The organism is Mesorhizobium sp. M0991 (assembly GCF_040318915.1).
Classification (GTDB): domain Bacteria; phylum Pseudomonadota; class Alphaproteobacteria; order Rhizobiales; family Rhizobiaceae; genus Mesorhizobium.
Window position 1 is genome coordinate 34,847 of record NZ_JAMYNE010000011.1, and the last position, 15,268, is coordinate 50,114.

The following is a 15,268-nucleotide window of genomic DNA, read 5'->3' on the forward strand; positions in this document are numbered from 1 at the left end:
ATGATATTGTTGCCCCTGAAGCAACCGTCAGCGTGCATATGCGATTTCGGGGGTCTGTACATGGGAACGCAACATTCCATCGCCGCGAGGCCTGAGACGGTGAGCTTCGAGCCCGCTCGAACGGCTGTTGTCGTCATCGACATGCAGCACGATTTCGGCAGCCGGGGTGGTATGTTCGACCTCGCCGGCCTCGACGTTGCTCCTATAGCACGTCTCATCCAGCCCATTTCACGGGTGCTCGAAGCGGCTCGCAACGCGGGATTGTTCATCGTCTACACGAAGCAGCAGCACAATGCCGACCTCTCCGATGCCGGCAACGAAGATGCCCCGCACCGTATCAAGCACAAGCGCTTCAACGCCGGGCAAGTCGTTACCGCCCCTGACGGCAGCGAAAGCCGCATCCTCGTGCGCGACACCTGGAATACGGCAATTGTTGCGGAACTCTCCCCGCAACCCGGGGACGCGGTGATCTCCAAGCACCGCTTCAGCGCATTCTTCGAAACCCCGCTCGACTCGACGTTGCGCGCGCGACGGATCGACACGCTGATATTTACCGGGGCAACGACCAGCGTATGCGTCGAGTCGACGGTCCGCGACGCAGCGTTCCGCGATTACCGCTGCATCGTGCTCCGGGATTGCACGACAGAGCTGATCGCCGCCGACGCGCCGCGCAGCAATCATGAAGCGTCGCTGCTCACCATCGAGCTTCTCTTCGGCTGGACGGCGGACTCCGATGCCGTGATCGGTGCCTTGGCTGCGGGGCGCGCAGCGGCCGAGTGAAGACTGGTTGCGCAATCTGATGCACGGAATGGCTGGCAAGAGTGCAAGCTCGCCGGCACGTCTGCCCCGCAACGATCAAAGGCTGTCCTCGAGAACGACCTAGGCTGCTGCGAGCACCGGAACAGCTGAGAAGGCTAGGCGTTGTCGGCATCCGGCATCTCGAGCGGACGCTATGAAACCTTCTGATTTTTAAGCCGTTATCGCCGGATGCCCGAGGCTCAATTCAAGCCGAAATCGGTTGACGGCGCCCAATCGCGCGATGTCGAGAAGTCGCGCCATGAGAAGCAATCGACCGTCGAAGTCGCGTCCGAGGTCGTCGGCGAGCCCTCGCCGCCGCCGGATTTCATCGAACCCGATCCGGAGTTGACACCTGAAGAGGCCGAGCAGGCGCGCAAGAGATATCTGCTGAAGCGCTTCTGGATCAGCGCGCGCGGCTATTGGGGCAGCAGTGGCGACAGGGTCGCTTGGCCGTTGACGATCGGGCTGTTGGTCCTGATCGTCACCAATGTCGGCTTCCAGTATGGGATCAATGTCTGGAATCGCGCAATTTTCGACGCCATTGAGCAACGCGATGCCCACACCGTATATTGGCTGAGCGCCGTTTTCGTGCCACTCGTGCTCGGAAGCGCCAGCCTCGTGGTGGCACAAGTCTTCTTTCGCATGAGGATACAGCGCCGCTGGCGTTCCTGGCTCACCACTGCGGTCATCGCACGTTGGCTCGCAAGCGGCCGCTACTATCAGCTGAACCTCGTCGGCGGCGACCACAGCAACCCCGAAGCCCGCATCGCCGAGGATTTGCGGATTGCCACCGAATCGCCCGTCGATTTCATCGCCGGTGTCATCGTCGCATTTCTGTCGGCCTCGACCTTCATCGTGGTGCTCTGGACGATCGGCGGCGCCCTGACCCTGACGATTGAAGGTTCGACCGTCACCATTCCCGGCTTCCTGGTCATCACCGCAGTGCTCTATGCCGCGATCACGTCCACCTCGATGGCGGTCATTGGCCGCCATTTCGTCCACCTCTCCGAGGAAAAAAATCAGGCGGAAGCCGAGTTCCGCTACACGCTGACGCGCGTGCGGGAAAACGGCGAGAGCATCGCATTGCTCGGCGGCGAGGAGGAGGAGCGCAGCGGCATGGACAAGACATTCGCCCATGTGCTCAGGCAATGGGCGCTCCTTGCAGGCCAGCACATGCGCACGGCGCTGGTGTCGCAGGGGTCGAGCCTGTTTGCGCCTGTCGTGCCGGTCTTGCTTTGCGCTCCAAAGTTCCTCGAAGGCAGCATGACACTTGGACAGGTCATGCAGGCTGCCTCGGCGTTTGCCATCGTGCAGGGCGCATTCGGATGGCTGGTCGACAACTATCCCCGTCTCGCAGACTGGAACGCCTGTGCACGACGCATCGCCTCGCTGATGATGTCGCTCGACGGGCTCGAGCGGGCGGAGCAGAGCAACACGCTGGGACGCATAAAGCGGGGCGAAACCGAAGGCGATGCGATGCTCAGCCTGAACAATCTCTCCGTGTCGCTCGACGACGGCACCGCCGTGGTCAAGGAAACCGAGGTCGTGATCCAACCAGGCGAACGGGTGCTCGTGGCCGGCGAATCCGGCTCGGGCAAGAGTACGCTGGTGCGGGCCGTCGCAGGTCTGTGGCCGTGGGGTAGCGGCAGCGTCAACATCCGCGCCGACAGGCGGTTGTTCATGTTGCCGCAACGGCCGTACATCCCCACCGGGACGCTTCGCCGCGCAGTCGCCTATCCAGGCGCCGCCGACAACTGGACGCTGAATAAGATCAAGGCTGCCCTCGACAAGGTGGGACTCGACTACCTCAACGATAGGATCGAGGAGGACGCGCCATGGGACCAGACCTTGTCGGGTGGCGAAAAGCAGCGGCTCGCCTTCGCGCGTCTTCTGCTGCACCGCCCCGATATCATCGTGCTGGATGAGGCAACGTCGGCACTCGATGAGAAGAGCCAGGACAAGATGATGGAGATGATCATTCGCGAATTGCCGAAGGTCACCATCATAAGCGTAGCGCATCGCGCCGAGCTGGAAGCCTTCCATAGCCGCAAGATCACATTGGAGCGGCACAAGGGCGGCGCAAAACTTGTCAGCGACATCGAACTCGTCCCGCGCAAGGACAGACGGAACTTGCTCATGCGCCTTCTGAGGCAACGGCGCGCCAACGGAAAGCCAGCGCGACCTTGAGCAAAGTGGAGCTGCCCTACACAAAAAGTGAGGCCGCCGGTCAGGACCCGGCGGACCTCGCCTGTTCGAGTCACTGCCCACATCTGGTCCTGAAAGCACCAGCCGTGGTACCTTGATTCCGTGCAGCTGCCGCGGTCGGAACGTCGGATGGTGCGAGCGCATTCCTGTTCGTGGTGCAACGCCGACGCCGGCTGCGAAACGCCCCGAGGGCAGGAAAATGGCCGAATTGGCTGCAAAACCCGGAATGGCATCAAAAGCCCAGATTGATTTCGAAAGCAAAGGGACCAGCAATGACAATCGCCAAGAACACGATCTGCCTTTGGTACGACAAGGACGCCGAGGCTGCGGCCCGCTTCTATGCCGAGACTTTTCCCGACAGCTCGGTGAAATCCGTCCACCGCGCTCCCAGCGACTACCCGTCCGGCAAGGCGGGCGACGTGCTGACGGTCGAGTTCATGGTCGCCGGCATCCCCTGTCTCGGCCTTAATGGCGGGCCCGCGTTCAAACACAACGAAGCCTTCTCCTTCCAGATCGCCACCGACGATCAGCAGGAGACCGACCGCTACTGGAACGCCATCGTCGGCAATGGCGGCCAGGAGAGTGCGTGCGGCTGGTGCAAGGACAAATGGGGCATCTCCTGGCAAATCACGCCGCGCGTGCTGACCGAAGCGATGGCCGCCGGCGGCGATGAAGCAAAGCGCGCATTCGAAGCGATGATGGAGATGAAGAAAATCGACGTTGCAGCCATCGAGGCGGCGCGGCGCGGCTGATAGTGCTGGGTGACCCGAAGCGGAAGTCGGTGCATCACCCCTGATGAGGAGGTCATCGATAAGATCAGAGCGGAGCGGCTGGGAATGCCGCCGTGCCCATCATGTCCAGGCAGGCGTGCGATGGTGTTGAACTGCGCTGAGTTTTACGACGCCGAACTGCGACGGCACAACGAGGTCTTCAGGGCTGCGGTCAAGGCGGGAACGCGCGATCGCGTGCTCGATATCGGATGCGGTTCGGGACAATCCTCTCGCGATGCTGCCCGCGTCGCGGTGGAAGGCAGCGTGCTTGGCGTGGACGTATCGGCGGAGATGCTCGAGATCGCCCGGAGGCGTAGTGCGGAAGAGGGATTGCGAAACGTCGCCTTTGAGCGCGGCGATGCGCAATTGCTGGTGTTTCCGCCTGCCGGCTTCGATCTGTGCATCAGTCGGTTTGGCGTGATGTTCTTTGCCGATCCGGCGGCGGCGTTCGCCAATATCGGCCGGGCGATGCGACCAGGGGCACGTGTTGTATGGATGGTATGGCAGTGCCGGGACCGCAACGAGTGGGCGACTGCCATTCAGCGGGCAATTGCGCCGGGGACAACCATTTCGGCGGGCGCCGCCACCCCGTTTTCGCTTGGCGACCCCGCCATCACCGCGGAGATCTTGCGTGCATCCGGTTTTGTTTCGGTCGACTTTGCCGAAGTCCATCAGCCGGTCTTCTACGGCCAGGACGTCGATGCGGCCTATGACGCTTTGCTTGGCCTGCAACTGGTGAAGGATCCGCTCGCCCGCGCGGATGTGGATGTCGACGCGGCGCTGCGGCGGTTGCGCGATCTGCTCGACGCGCACTTGACCGCGGACGGTGTGCTTTTTGACTCGCGTGCCTGGATCATCACCGCAGTTCGGGCGAGCCGATAGTAACCGCTCGATTTGATCTGTAGACGATCCTGTTCTCTCGGCCTTCCCGTCAGTCCAGTTGCGGCGCGACTTCTGAAAGCAGCCAATCCCGGAAAGCCTTGACTTTGCGCTGACGGATCGCCTCTGGCGGGTAGACGAGATAGAAGCTGGAGGGGGATTTCAGGGCGTGGCTGAAGGGGCGGACAAGTCGCCCGGCGGCGAGGTCGGCCGCAACGAGCATGGTCCGGCCGAGCACCACCCCCTCGCCTTGTGCGGCCGACTCCATGGCAAAGGTGGCAGAGTCGAAGGTAATCCCGCTCTGCGGGTCCACGCCCTCGACCCCGGCGCTTGCCAGCCAGGTCGCCCAGTCGATTGGAAAGCTGTCACGGATCAGCGTGTGATGTCTGAGGTCCTGAGGCGTACGGAGCGGGTATGCGCCCTCAAGAAGCTTTGGGCTGCACACCGGAAACACCTCCTCGCCGGTGAGGAACTCTGACGTGAGCCCCGGATAGTTTCCGCTGCCATAACGGACGGCGACGTCGATGCCGTCGCCAAGGAAGTTGGTTAGTTTCCCGCTCGTCGAAACCCGCACATCGACGTCGCCATGCGCTCGGTGAAAGCGGTAGAGGCGCGGCACCAGCCATCTCCCCGCGAAGCCATCGGAGGTACTGACGTTCAATGTCGAGCTCGAATAGCGAGTTGTTGCGGCAGCGGTGGCGGTGGCCAACTGGGCGAGCACCTCGCGCACCGCCCGCGCATAGGGCTCGCCAACGGCTGTCAGGCTCACCGAGCGCGTGCCGCGCTCGAACAGTTGCACACCGAGCTGATCCTCAAGATTCTTGATCGCCCGGCTGATGGCGCCGTGGGTGACATGAAGCTCCTCTGCCGCCTTGGAGAAACTCAACAGGCGCGCCGCGGCCTCGAAGCTCGGCAAGGTGGTGAGAGGAGGCAGCTTCCGGGGCATGGATCGATCCCTATGTGTGAGCAACGCTCACACATAGTCGCCGATAAGTCGTTTGTCGTCCAGGCCGGGAGGCGGCATGTTTGCTCACGTAATCAGTCATTCACCGCTGCTGAAAAAAGCAAGTTTGTGTGACTGATACTCTCGCTGACGAAGATCGCGGGGCAACTGCTGAAACCAAAACTGCCGCCACTCTGGGAGAGCACCATGACCGCCAAACGAGTTGAACCCATCGTCGACGTCCTGACCGGCATGGCCGGCCGCATCCTCGCCTCGAGCAGCCGGCGCTGGACCGAGCGGCAGATTGCACGCTTCTCGACCCGCCGGCTCGAAGACCTCGGGTTCGCCCGCGACTGGGACGGCTCGGTCTATCGGCCGTCGGACTACCGCTAGCCTGAACGAAAGCAACAGCGGACAGGCTCTTCGCCGAAGATCGCTGCGCAAGGAATTAATGGAGAACGGACATGGCCACCATCCACCCATTCCTCTGGTTCAACACCGATGCGGAGCAAGCCCGCGATTTCTATCTCTCGGTCTTCAAGAACAGCAAAGCGCTCCAGACCGTCGAATACACCGACTGGGTGTCCGGAACCAACAAGACGGTCCCGCATGCCACCTTCGATTTCGAGCTCGAGGGTCTGCACCTTACTGCGCTCAATGCCGGGCCGCAGCCGCCCTTCAACGAGCGGCTCTCGCTCTACATCGAGACCAAGGACCAGGCCGAGACCGACTACTACTATGAGGCGCTCACCGCCGGCGGCGGCAGGGCACAACCCTGCGGCTGGCTCACCGACAGATACGGCGTCTACTGGCAGGTCATCCCGGAAATCCTGCCGCGGCTCAGTGCCGATCCGGATCGCGAAAAGGCCAACCGCGTCCGGCAGGCGATGTATGGGATGCGCAAGATCATCATCGCCGAGCTCGAAGCCGCCTACGCCGGCAAGGCCTGACTCTCCCACCGCAATCGCAACGAATGGAGAACCCCCATGACATCGCTCGTGGACAAGAAAGTCATCGTCGTCGGCGGCAGCTCCGGCATCGGTCTCGGCGTCGCGGAAGCTGCTCTCAACGGCGGAGCGAAGGTCGTGATCGTCGGCCGGTCGCCCGAGAAACTGCAGGCTGCCGAACGGACGCTCAATGCAGGTAATCGCGTGACAAGCGTGGTCGCCGACATGACCGACGAAGCAGACGTCGCCCGCCTTTTCGAAGAGGTCGGTCCCTTCGATCATCTCGTATCGACCGCCGGAACACTGCCGCCCGGCGATCCCATCGGCAGTACCGACATGGAGGCTGTGCGAGGCTTCGTCGATAACAAGCTGATTGCCGCCGTCATGCTCTCCAAGCATGCTGTGCACACCCTGAAGGCCGGTGGCTCCATGACCTTCACCTCGGGAATAAACAAGGATCGGCCGCCGGTGCCGGGAGGCTCGGTCGTCGCCGCGATTGCCGGTTCATTCAGCTACTTCGCCCGCGCCCTGGCGCTCGAACTGGCGCCGACGCGCGTCAATGTCGTGTCTCCCGGATGGGTCGATACACCTATGTGGGACATCGTTGGAGAAGCCAAATCCGGCTTCTTTGCCGACATGGCTGCCCGTTTGCCGTCGAGAAAAATTCCGACCGCCGCGGACGTGGCCGCCGCCTACGTCTACCTCATGGAAAGCGACTTCACGACCGGCGAGACAATGCGCATCGATGGCGGCCATAACCTGATCTAGCCGCCATTTGCATACCGCGACCGCTAGTCCGGTGCACTGCTGCCGAGGCGACGAACGCCGGCGGGTCATGCCGGCGTCGCTCAATCGGGGTTTACATCGGCAGCCAGGTCCCTAGTTTTAGCGTTTCGCGCCGCGCACCCGAGTGCGTGGATGATCGAGGACGGGACCGTGAGCTTTGGCCGGCCCCTCGAAACTTTCAAAGGATGGCTATCATGACACAGGCCAAGAATGGCGACACCGTGCGCATCAATTACAATGGCCGCCTGGCCGACGGCACTCAGTTCGATTCTTCCGGCAACGAACCGCTGCAATTCACGCTGGGTGAAGGACAAGTGATCGCCGGTCTCGAAACCCATGTCGAGGGCATGGAGGTGGGCGCGAAAAGCACCGTCACCATTCCCGCCGACGCCGCCTATGGCCCCCACCGCCCCGAAGCGGTCATGACCGTCGACCGCGCCCGCGTACCAGACAACATCAACGTCGATATCGGCAGTCGATTACAGGTCAGAACCCCAGAGGGGCGCCCGATGCCGGTAACAGTCGTCGGCGTGGACGACACCAGCGTCAAGCTCGACGGCAATCATCCATTGGCGGGACGGGATCTGGTGTTCGACGTCGAGCTGGTCGAGATCGTTCAGGCGGCGTAGCGTACGGCAAAGGCCGTGGTGGCTATGACTTCGGGTGACGCACTTCCGCCGGCGGTTTCGGCGGTGCGTCACCTGTCGGAGGCAAAGACCGCAACGGCGGAAATCGTGTAGCTTGCAGCAACCCATAGAGACATTCGGCATCTGGAATGTCCAAGTCAGCGTCGCAGTTTCGAGGACCTGTAGGCTCACGCCAACGCGGTCGCCCTCCACTTCATGTATTACAACTTTGTCCGCATTCATGCTTCACTGCGCATGACGCCGGCGATGGCCGCTGGCGTGACTGGCAAGCTTTGGGAGATCGGCGATATCGTTGCGCTAATCGGAGCCAATGAAGCCGAGAAGCCAATAGTGCGCGGACCGTACCAGAAGAAAGGCGTCTCAATTGATTGATCCTAAACCCATCACGAACGAAAATGTTCTGATGGCGCTTGGCATCGTTCTCGTCGAAATTCGCGCGACCGATGATCTATCCAAAGCACGGATGCTCGCTGACTCATTTCACAACGCACCGGCCATGATCGCGTCTGGCGCCAGTCCTCAGGATACCTGGGCAAGAGTACTTGGAACCGCTCGCAGGCTTGATATGGAACGATATGTCGTCTGGCTATTAAGACACGTTCAGGCGAGACAGATTTCAAACTGACCCACTACCTGTGGAAGACCTCGCTTGACAGCCGACTTCTCGTGACCGCAAAGTCTCGTGATGCGGGCAATTGGTTGGAATAGAATTGCGCGTGCCGGGGCAATCGTGCTGATGATCGGCACAAATGTTCCTGTGCCGGCACGTTCCGACTCACTCCTTCTCACAAGCCCGTCCCAGCCAGCCAATGTCGGCGATGCGATGCTGGCGGCTGCCAATTATCATGATTCCGGCGACTATGATCGCGACCTTGCCGCAGTAGCGAAGCAGGCCGGCGACTGGGTCGTAAAGCGCGCGACGGAGGTGCCTCGCCCCGCACTGGTGCTCGATATCGACGAGACGGCTTTGGCCAACTGGGAAGTGATCACACGTGACAATTTCGGCCGCCCGATCGGCGGCGCCTGCGACATCGCAATCGACGGTCCCTGTGGCTGGGCCGCCTGGGACCAGCTTGCGAAGGATCCGGCCATCGACCCGGTGCTGGAGGTCTTCCGGCAGGCACGAACGGCGAAAGTCGCGGTGTTCTTCATCACCGGACGTCCGGAGGACCAGCGTCAGGCAACCGAATAGAACCTGCAGTCGGCCGGCTATGCCGGCTATGAGCAACTTTACATGGTCCAGCCTGGGGCCAAATATGGTTCCGCCGCAGATTTCAAGGCACCCATAAGGGCCGAAATCGAAAAGGCCGGCTACACGATAATTGCCAATGTCGGTGACCAGCCGTCCGATCTGTTCGGCGGGCATGCCGAGAAGCTGTTCCTGCTGCCAAATCCATTCTACCGGGTTCGCTGACGGCCTGTACGGTGCAAGCCCGGATCCTCGGCTCCTTGCCGAGCACCTACTAAGGTATCAAGACAACTTTGCCGGTCGCGCCGCGCTCCTCCAGCAGGCGATGTGCGTGGCTGGCCTGGTCGAGCGGGAAGCGGCCACCTTTGGTCACCACAAGCTGACCACCAGCGGCCAGATCGAAAAGCTCCAAAAGATCGTCACGGAGCCCGTCCGTAGACAGCAACGGAAGCAGGGCAAAACCCCTCAGCGACTGGTTGCGGCCGATCATCGCCTCCATCTGCGGGGCGCCGAGCGCGTATCTGCCAAGTGCCGCAAACACCAGCTCTCCGCGAGGCGCCAGAGCCTCGAGCGCAGCCGCCGTCAGCGGGCCGCCGACAATGTCGTAGATGATGTCGACGCCAGCGCCACCTGTCGCTGCCCGGACGTGCTCCGGCCAATCCGTGTTGCTATAATCGACGGCAGCATCGGCCCCCAGTGACAAAGCAAGATCGAGCTTGGCCTTGCTGCCGGCTGCCGCGATGACATTGCTCGCCCCTGCCCGCTTCGCAAGCTGGACAAGCAACGAACCGACGCCGCCCGCGGCAGCGGCGACCAGCACCGATTTGCCGCCGGGCGGGCTTTGCCGCGACAGATGCAGCGCCGTCAGTCCTTGCACCATCAACGCCGTCGCGTTTTCGAACGAGAGCGCATCCGGCAAGGGCACGGCCAGGCTTGCGTCGATCGTCGCATACTCGGAATAGCCGCCAAGCGGGCGGCTCGAGGCGAACAACGGCGCGGCGACGCGCGTGCCGAGCAAGGAAGCCTCCACCCCCTGCCCGAGCGCCTCGACGATCCCGGCGGCCTCGACGCCAGGGATCATCGGCAGTTGCGGCGTCACCGCATAGCGATCCGCGCGCATCAGCACTTCGAAGAAATTCACCCCGGCCGCCCGAACGCGGACCAGGACCTCGCCGGCTTGCGGCTCAGGCTTCGGCACCGCGGCTATGTCGAGAACGTCGGGCCCGCCGAAACGGTTCAGTTGAATGGCTCTCATGGCATGCACCGATCGCTATTGGCATCGGCCGCTGTTTGCCACTATCTGCCTGGCTTCGACTACACACCGATTTGTCCGCGACTGACCGGGAGGTGACCATGGCCAAGCTGATCAAGAGGCTGCCGATGCTGCCGGCGGAGCGCGCGCTGAAAGTGATTTCGGGCCGCTGGAAGGCGGTCATCCTGTACCATCTCTTCGACGGGCCGCGGCGGCTGTCGGCGCTGCAGGCGCTGATGCCCGGCATTACCCAGAAAGTGCTGATCCAGCAGCTTCGCGAAATGGAAGAGCACGGCCTCGTGCGCCGCGAGATCTTTGCCGAGATCCCCTCGCGCGTCGAATATTCGGCGACGCGGCTCGGCCTCAGCCTCGAGCCGATCCTGCTGGCACTTTGCCAGTGGGGCCAGCATCACGCCGACGAGCTGAATGAGATGGACCGCCTTGCCGATTGCATCATCAGGCCACGGCAGGCGCAGGACGCGCATGCCGTGTGAACAAAAAGGGCGGCGCATGCGCCGCCCCAATGCTTGGGAGAATTAATCCTTGGGAGGACTGTTCGACCTGCTCAGGCCGCCTTGACTTCGTCGGCGACGGCATCGGCCTGACGCGCCGTCTTCAGCACCCTGGCCCACCATGCAATGTCGTTGACCAGCGCGGTTGCCGCCTGGTTGAGGTGCTCGAACTCGTCGAGCTTCTTGTCGCCTTGCTTGACGGCAAGGAAATCGGCCCAGGCGATGTGTACGGCGGACTTTACCGGCGCCATCTGCAACTCGACCGCATGCAGCCTCAGCTGCTCGACCGCGCGCGCGCCACCGACGCTGCCATAGCCGACGAAGCCGGCCGGCTTCTTGTTCCACTCGTTGGCGGCGTAGTCGATGGCGTTCTTCAGCACGGCCGTCGGGCCATGATTGTATTCCGCGGCGGTGAAGATGAAGCCGTCGAATCCGGCGACCTTCTTTTGCCAGCGCTGCGCCACTTCGTTCTGCGACGGCACCCAGGCGGAGGATGCGACCTCATCGAAGAACGGCAGCGGGAAATCGCGCAGGTCGACGACTTCAACGTCGATGTCGGCGTGCGACTTGGCGATCTTGGCAATCCATTGGGTCGGGACGTCGGCAAAGCGGGCCGCGCGGGTCGAACCAATGATGACGGCGATTTTGGGTTTTGACATAGAGGGGGCTCTCCTTACGGGAATACTGGTATCGTTTAGATACCTGAGCTATATGAGTAACTGGCCGCTCAATGTGCAAGGAGGCACTTTTTTGTTACCAAGGCACCCGCACCGCACCGAGGACTGCCGCGCCATCTCGGAAATCCTGCAGCGCGTCGGCGACAAATGGACGGTGCTCGTGGTCGGCAAGCTTGGCAATGGGCCGCTGCGCTTCAACGAGCTGCGCAGCGCGGTCGGCGGAATTTCGCAAAAGATGCTGACCACCACTTTGCGCGGGCTCGAGCGCGACGGCTTCGTCACCCGCACGGTGTTCCCGACCATCCCGCCGCGGGTCGACTACGAATTGACCGATCTTGGCTACGAGCTTCTGGTGCCGGTCGATGCGCTCGGCGAATGGGCACGCAAGAACACAGAGCGCGTCAAGGCGGCGCGTGAAAAATTCGACGCCATGCACAGCTGAACCCTTGCGCTGCAAGGGTTTGAACCTGTCGGGGATGCTCCGGATGAGCCCTACTGCTGTAACTGCATCTTGCTCTTCGGCAGCTTCTCGATCCGGTTCCATTTCGGGTTGGGACTGACCACCTTGCCGCCAATCGTGCAGGTCGTGGTCGTCTCCTTGCGGCAATTGCTCACCGTCGTGCCGCTGGTGTCGCATTTCGTCGCCGAGCAGATCTCGCACTTGGCCGCTTGCCCGTTGATGGTGCGGTTTTCCGACGTGCAAGTGGCGCCTGGATCGCCTTTTTTGACCTCGGCAAAAGCACTTGCGGACGACAGGCAGAGCAAGGCTGCAAAGGCACCGGCCAGGGCAGCGTTCAGCATGTGTTGACGCATTGTCTTTCCTCCCAAGATCCCGCCGGTCGCGTTGCAGGCGCGCATGCGGGAACCCGTTGGTCAAAAACCACGCGGGATCGCTGCCCGCATCCCCCGCGCGGGAGAGACGGCTGTTTAAATCCGTCTTCTGGAATCAGGCCGGTCAGCCTTCGGCCGGAACCGCCTTCGGCTTGCCTTCGCCGTCCAGCGCCACCATGACGAAGTCGGCATGGGTGACCTTCTCCATCAGGTCGGAGAGATAGCGCTGCGCCCAGGCCTCGACCTTGAGCGTCATCGAGGTACGGCCGACACGTTCGACATGGGTATAGATGCACAGCGTGTCGCCGATCTTCATCGGCTTGGCGAAGGACATTTCCTTCACCGCCGCCGTCACCACGCGGCCCTTGGCGCGCTCGGCGGCGCGGATGCCGCAGGCGAGATCCATCTGCGCCATCACCCAGCCGCCGAAAATATCGCCCGCCGCATTGGCGTCGGAAGGCATGGCCAGCGTCCTGAGCGTCAGATCGCCGATCGGCCGCCCGTCCGCGTAATGCACCATTTGGCCAATCCTCTCGAAGCCGATCGCCCGATCCCGTATCGTCATGGCACGGACAGGTCAACGCCGCTGAATGGTGGCAACTAGTAGGATTGCGTTCCATGGCCGAGGTGAGAAAGCTGGCGCGCCCGAGAGCTTACCTAGGCGCGCTTCACAAAGCGGGCCAGGGCGTCGGCACGTAGGCGTAGGCGTTGCCTTCGCGGATGACATGACCGATGCCTGGGAAGGGCAGGTGCATGCCTGCGACGAGCAGGCCATCCGCTGACACCATGTCGAGCACCTTCTTGCGTGTGGCGATTGCGGCCTCCTGGTCCACGTCGAAGGCGATTGCCCATTCCGGATGTGCAAATTGCAGCGCGGAGGCGTGGATTACGTCAGTCAAGAGCAGCAGGTTGGCGTCACCAGAACCAATTCGAAGCGCGAGATGCCCCGGCGTGTGTCCAGGCGCAGGCAACGCGCTGATCCCGGGTGCGATCTCGACCTCGCCTTCGATCTTCCGGACCTTGCCATAGTAAGGCACCAGCGATTTGCGCGCTATTTCGAAGTACGGCTTCATCTGGTCGGGCGCCTTGGATAGGATCGCGTCATCGTGCCAGAAAGCGAATTCCGGCGCGGCAACCACGACCTCCGCTGCCGGGAAGGCGGCATTGCCGCCAATACCGACAAGGCCGTTGGCATGGTCGGGATGGAGGTGGGTGATGATTACCGTGTCGATTTCTTCCGGCCTGACGCCGGCGGCGGCGAGCGCGTCAGGTATATGTCCCAGTATGGGCCCCATCGCCGATGCCGAGCCGGTATCGATCAGCACCCGTCTGTCGCCCCTGGTGACAAGGTAAGCATTGACCGAGGTCGGGAGTGGTTTTGGCAGGAATGCCTTTGCCAGCAGCGCTTCAGCGGCAGCCGGATCTGCGGAAGGGAAGAGTTCGAGGCCGAGATTGAGATAGCCGTCGCTCAGTGCAGTAACCTCGAGGTCGCCGAGCATGAACCTGTGGGCGCTCGCAAGCGAAGCCGGAGACGGGGCGGCGATAGCCGCAGCGTTGCTCCCAAAGAGGCTGATCGGAGAAAGTAGTAAGGCGCCGGCACTAAAGGTGCCGATGCCGAACGTTCGACGGTCGATATTCATGGTCTTGTCCTTCGAGTTGCGGATGAAGCTGGGCGCAGGCTACGGGATCGCCGCCAGGGCGGATGCCGACCGTTGGACTGCCCCGCGGGAAGTGGAAATCTTCGGGCGGGTCGGCGCGGTTCACGGCGAACTCCTTGCGACATCAATAATCCGCCTCATAAACAGCGGAAATAGCGACGGGATGCAGTTCACTGCTGCAGATTATGCAGCAATCAATTCAAGCGGGTAAGGCCGCTGGTTTGGCCGTCCGCTGAACGGCCTCCGCCTACTGGATAGGTTGCCGAGGTTCGAGCGCTCGGCGCAACGTCGGCGCCTCTTGCTCGATATAGTCCCACAGACGGTTCGAGATCGGCCCGTGCGGCCGGTCGCGGCGGCGCGCAACCACCAACTCCTCAGTACGGCCTGGCAGATGACGACCGGCAATGGATTGCAGGCGTCCGTCGCGCAGCTCTTCCTCGACCAGGAAGCGGGGCATGTGGCCCCATCCGAGGCCCTGCAGGATGATTTCCTTCTTCATGCCCTGATCGGCCACCATGCATTGAGGCGCACCCTCGATCATGAAGTAGTCTTGTTGTGGTGAATGGCGGGCCGTGTCGTGCATGACACATTGGGTGAACGCGTGCATTTGATCCGGCGTGATTGGGTGCTTGATGCGCTCCGGCAGAAAGCCCGACGCCACTACCGGAACGAATTGCACCTTGCACAGATCGATCCATTCCACCCGTGGGTCGCTCTTGTCGATCCAGTGCAGGATCAAATCGGCTTCGTCGTCGAAGAGGCGCTCCCACGGGCCGCCCACCGCCTCGAAATGCAGATGCAGGCGTGTGCCCGGACACTGGGCGAAGAACCGTCCGAGCATGCCCAGTGCCTGCGGGCGCGGGCACAGGTCGCCGATCACCACATGGATCTCGGTTTCTTCGCCCATTGACAGCTGAGCAGCATGAAGCCGCAAGCCCTCGAGCTCGCGCAGCAGCGATTGTGCCCTGCGATGGAACGACAGCCCTGCCTCGGTGGGGCGCACGCGATAGCCGCCGCGATCCAAAAGAACGAGGTCGAGTTGCCGCTCCAGCTTTGCCACGGCGGCGAACACAGCCGGGTGCGAGCGATGCAGCATTGCCGCCGCAGGCTGAAAGCCGCCGCAGCGGACCACGGCATCGAAGCATTGCAGGTCGTGTAGGGTGAATTCGGCCAT

Annotated in this window: 19 protein-coding genes and 2 pseudogenes; 14 read left to right on the top strand and 7 right to left on the bottom strand. The window is 62.3% G+C overall.

The window, feature by feature from the left end; all coding sequences use genetic code 11:
* Positions 1 to 60 precede the first annotated feature (60 nt).
* From NKH70_RS17390 to NKH70_RS17405, 4 genes are all read left to right on the top strand, one after another.
* On the top strand, positions 61 to 780 hold the full coding sequence (locus tag NKH70_RS17390; protein ID WP_352978469.1) for a cysteine hydrolase family protein: 720 nt from the start codon (positions 61 to 63) through the stop codon (positions 778 to 780).
* Between the two features lie 207 nt (positions 781 to 987).
* On the top strand, positions 988 to 2,985 hold the full coding sequence (locus tag NKH70_RS17395) for an ABC transporter ATP-binding protein/permease (protein ID WP_352912500.1): 1,998 nt from the start codon (positions 988 to 990) through the stop codon (positions 2,983 to 2,985).
* 296 nt (positions 2,986 to 3,281) lie between these two features.
* Positions 3,282 to 3,755: a VOC family protein gene (locus tag NKH70_RS17400; RefSeq protein WP_352978530.1), complete on the top strand. Its 474-nt coding sequence runs from the start codon at positions 3,282 to 3,284 to the stop codon at positions 3,753 to 3,755.
* Positions 3,756 to 3,875: 120 nt separating this feature from the next.
* The gene (locus NKH70_RS17405; protein WP_352978528.1) at positions 3,876 to 4,655 is read left to right on the top strand and encodes a class I SAM-dependent methyltransferase; all 780 of its coding nucleotides are present in this window, start codon (positions 3,876 to 3,878) and stop codon (positions 4,653 to 4,655) included.
* Positions 4,656 to 4,704: 49 nt separating this feature from the next.
* On the opposite strand, the gene NKH70_RS17410 is transcribed toward NKH70_RS17405, so the two are convergent.
* Positions 4,705 to 5,598: a transcriptional regulator GcvA gene (locus tag NKH70_RS17410; RefSeq protein ID WP_352978467.1), complete on the bottom strand. Its 894-nt coding sequence runs from the start codon at positions 5,596 to 5,598 to the stop codon at positions 4,705 to 4,707.
* A gap of 204 nt (positions 5,599 to 5,802) precedes the next feature.
* Between NKH70_RS17410 and NKH70_RS17415 the strand changes: the two genes are divergently transcribed.
* The 7 genes and pseudogenes from NKH70_RS17415 to NKH70_RS17445 all read left to right on the top strand — a co-directional run bounded on the left by NKH70_RS17415 (position 5,803) and on the right by NKH70_RS17445 (position 9,389).
* The gene (locus tag NKH70_RS17415; protein ID WP_352978466.1) at positions 5,803 to 5,988 is read left to right on the top strand and encodes a DUF1127 domain-containing protein; all 186 of its coding nucleotides are present in this window, start codon (positions 5,803 to 5,805) and stop codon (positions 5,986 to 5,988) included.
* Between the two features lie 71 nt (positions 5,989 to 6,059).
* The gene (locus NKH70_RS17420; protein ID WP_352978464.1) at positions 6,060 to 6,545 is read left to right on the top strand and encodes a VOC family protein; all 486 of its coding nucleotides are present in this window, start codon (positions 6,060 to 6,062) and stop codon (positions 6,543 to 6,545) included.
* 36 nt (positions 6,546 to 6,581) lie between these two features.
* Positions 6,582 to 7,310, top strand: a complete 729-nt coding sequence (locus NKH70_RS17425) for an SDR family oxidoreductase (protein ID WP_352978462.1) — start codon at positions 6,582 to 6,584, stop codon at positions 7,308 to 7,310.
* 212 nt (positions 7,311 to 7,522) lie between these two features.
* Positions 7,523 to 7,957 (top strand): FKBP-type peptidyl-prolyl cis-trans isomerase, encoded by a 435-nt coding sequence (locus NKH70_RS17430; protein ID WP_292658115.1) that lies wholly within the window; start codon positions 7,523 to 7,525, stop codon positions 7,955 to 7,957.
* A gap of 186 nt (positions 7,958 to 8,143) precedes the next feature.
* Positions 8,144 to 8,347 (top strand): annotated as a pseudogene (locus NKH70_RS17435) (IS1 family transposase); the annotation flags it as partial.
* Positions 8,340 to 8,600 (top strand): hypothetical protein, encoded by a 261-nt coding sequence (locus tag NKH70_RS17440; RefSeq protein WP_352978460.1) that lies wholly within the window; start codon positions 8,340 to 8,342, stop codon positions 8,598 to 8,600. The pseudogene NKH70_RS17435 and the gene NKH70_RS17440, both read left to right, overlap by 8 nt.
* A 198-nt stretch (positions 8,601 to 8,798) precedes the next feature.
* Positions 8,799 to 9,389, top strand: a pseudogene (locus NKH70_RS17445) (HAD family acid phosphatase).
* A gap of 49 nt (positions 9,390 to 9,438) precedes the next feature.
* Here the strand turns inward: NKH70_RS17445 and NKH70_RS17450 are convergent.
* A complete protein-coding gene (locus tag NKH70_RS17450; RefSeq protein ID WP_353025754.1) occupies positions 9,439 to 10,419 on the bottom strand; it encodes a quinone oxidoreductase family protein in 981 nt (326 codons plus the stop codon).
* Between the two features lie 98 nt (positions 10,420 to 10,517).
* Between NKH70_RS17450 and NKH70_RS17455 the strand changes: the two genes are divergently transcribed.
* Positions 10,518 to 10,910 (top strand): winged helix-turn-helix transcriptional regulator, encoded by a 393-nt coding sequence (locus NKH70_RS17455; RefSeq protein ID WP_352713058.1) that lies wholly within the window; start codon positions 10,518 to 10,520, stop codon positions 10,908 to 10,910.
* Between the two features lie 71 nt (positions 10,911 to 10,981).
* On the opposite strand, the gene NKH70_RS17460 is transcribed toward NKH70_RS17455, so the two are convergent.
* Positions 10,982 to 11,587 carry an NADPH-dependent FMN reductase gene (locus NKH70_RS17460; protein WP_352978456.1) on the bottom strand — a complete coding sequence of 202 codons (606 nt, stop codon included), beginning with the start codon at positions 11,585 to 11,587 and terminating at the stop codon, positions 10,982 to 10,984.
* 91 nt (positions 11,588 to 11,678) lie between these two features.
* On the opposite strand from NKH70_RS17460, the gene NKH70_RS17465 reads away from it, so the two are divergent.
* Complete coding sequence (locus tag NKH70_RS17465) at positions 11,679 to 12,047, top strand: winged helix-turn-helix transcriptional regulator (RefSeq protein WP_023678378.1); 369 nt, start codon at positions 11,679 to 11,681, stop codon at positions 12,045 to 12,047.
* Positions 12,048 to 12,097: 50 nt separating this feature from the next.
* Here NKH70_RS17465 and NKH70_RS17470 read toward each other — a convergent pair whose 3' ends face one another.
* From NKH70_RS17470 to NKH70_RS17480, 3 genes are all read right to left on the bottom strand, one after another.
* Complete coding sequence (locus tag NKH70_RS17470; RefSeq protein WP_023719143.1) at positions 12,098 to 12,418, bottom strand: hypothetical protein; 321 nt, start codon at positions 12,416 to 12,418, stop codon at positions 12,098 to 12,100.
* 142 nt (positions 12,419 to 12,560) lie between these two features.
* Positions 12,561 to 12,956 (bottom strand): acyl-CoA thioesterase, encoded by a 396-nt coding sequence (locus tag NKH70_RS17475; RefSeq protein WP_023678380.1) that lies wholly within the window; start codon positions 12,954 to 12,956, stop codon positions 12,561 to 12,563.
* Positions 12,957 to 13,104: 148 nt separating this feature from the next.
* On the bottom strand, positions 13,105 to 13,935 hold the full coding sequence (locus tag NKH70_RS17480) for an MBL fold metallo-hydrolase (RefSeq protein WP_352912506.1): 831 nt from the start codon (positions 13,933 to 13,935) through the stop codon (positions 13,105 to 13,107).
* On the opposite strand from NKH70_RS17480, the gene NKH70_RS17485 reads away from it, so the two are divergent.
* A complete protein-coding gene (locus NKH70_RS17485; protein ID WP_352912507.1) occupies positions 13,934 to 14,305 on the top strand; it encodes a hypothetical protein in 372 nt (123 codons plus the stop codon). The genes NKH70_RS17480 and NKH70_RS17485 overlap by 2 nt on opposite strands.
* A gap of 36 nt (positions 14,306 to 14,341) precedes the next feature.
* On the opposite strand, the gene NKH70_RS17490 is transcribed toward NKH70_RS17485, so the two are convergent.
* Positions 14,342 to 15,268 (bottom strand): LysR family transcriptional regulator, encoded by a 927-nt coding sequence (locus tag NKH70_RS17490; RefSeq protein WP_352912508.1) that lies wholly within the window; start codon positions 15,266 to 15,268, stop codon positions 14,342 to 14,344.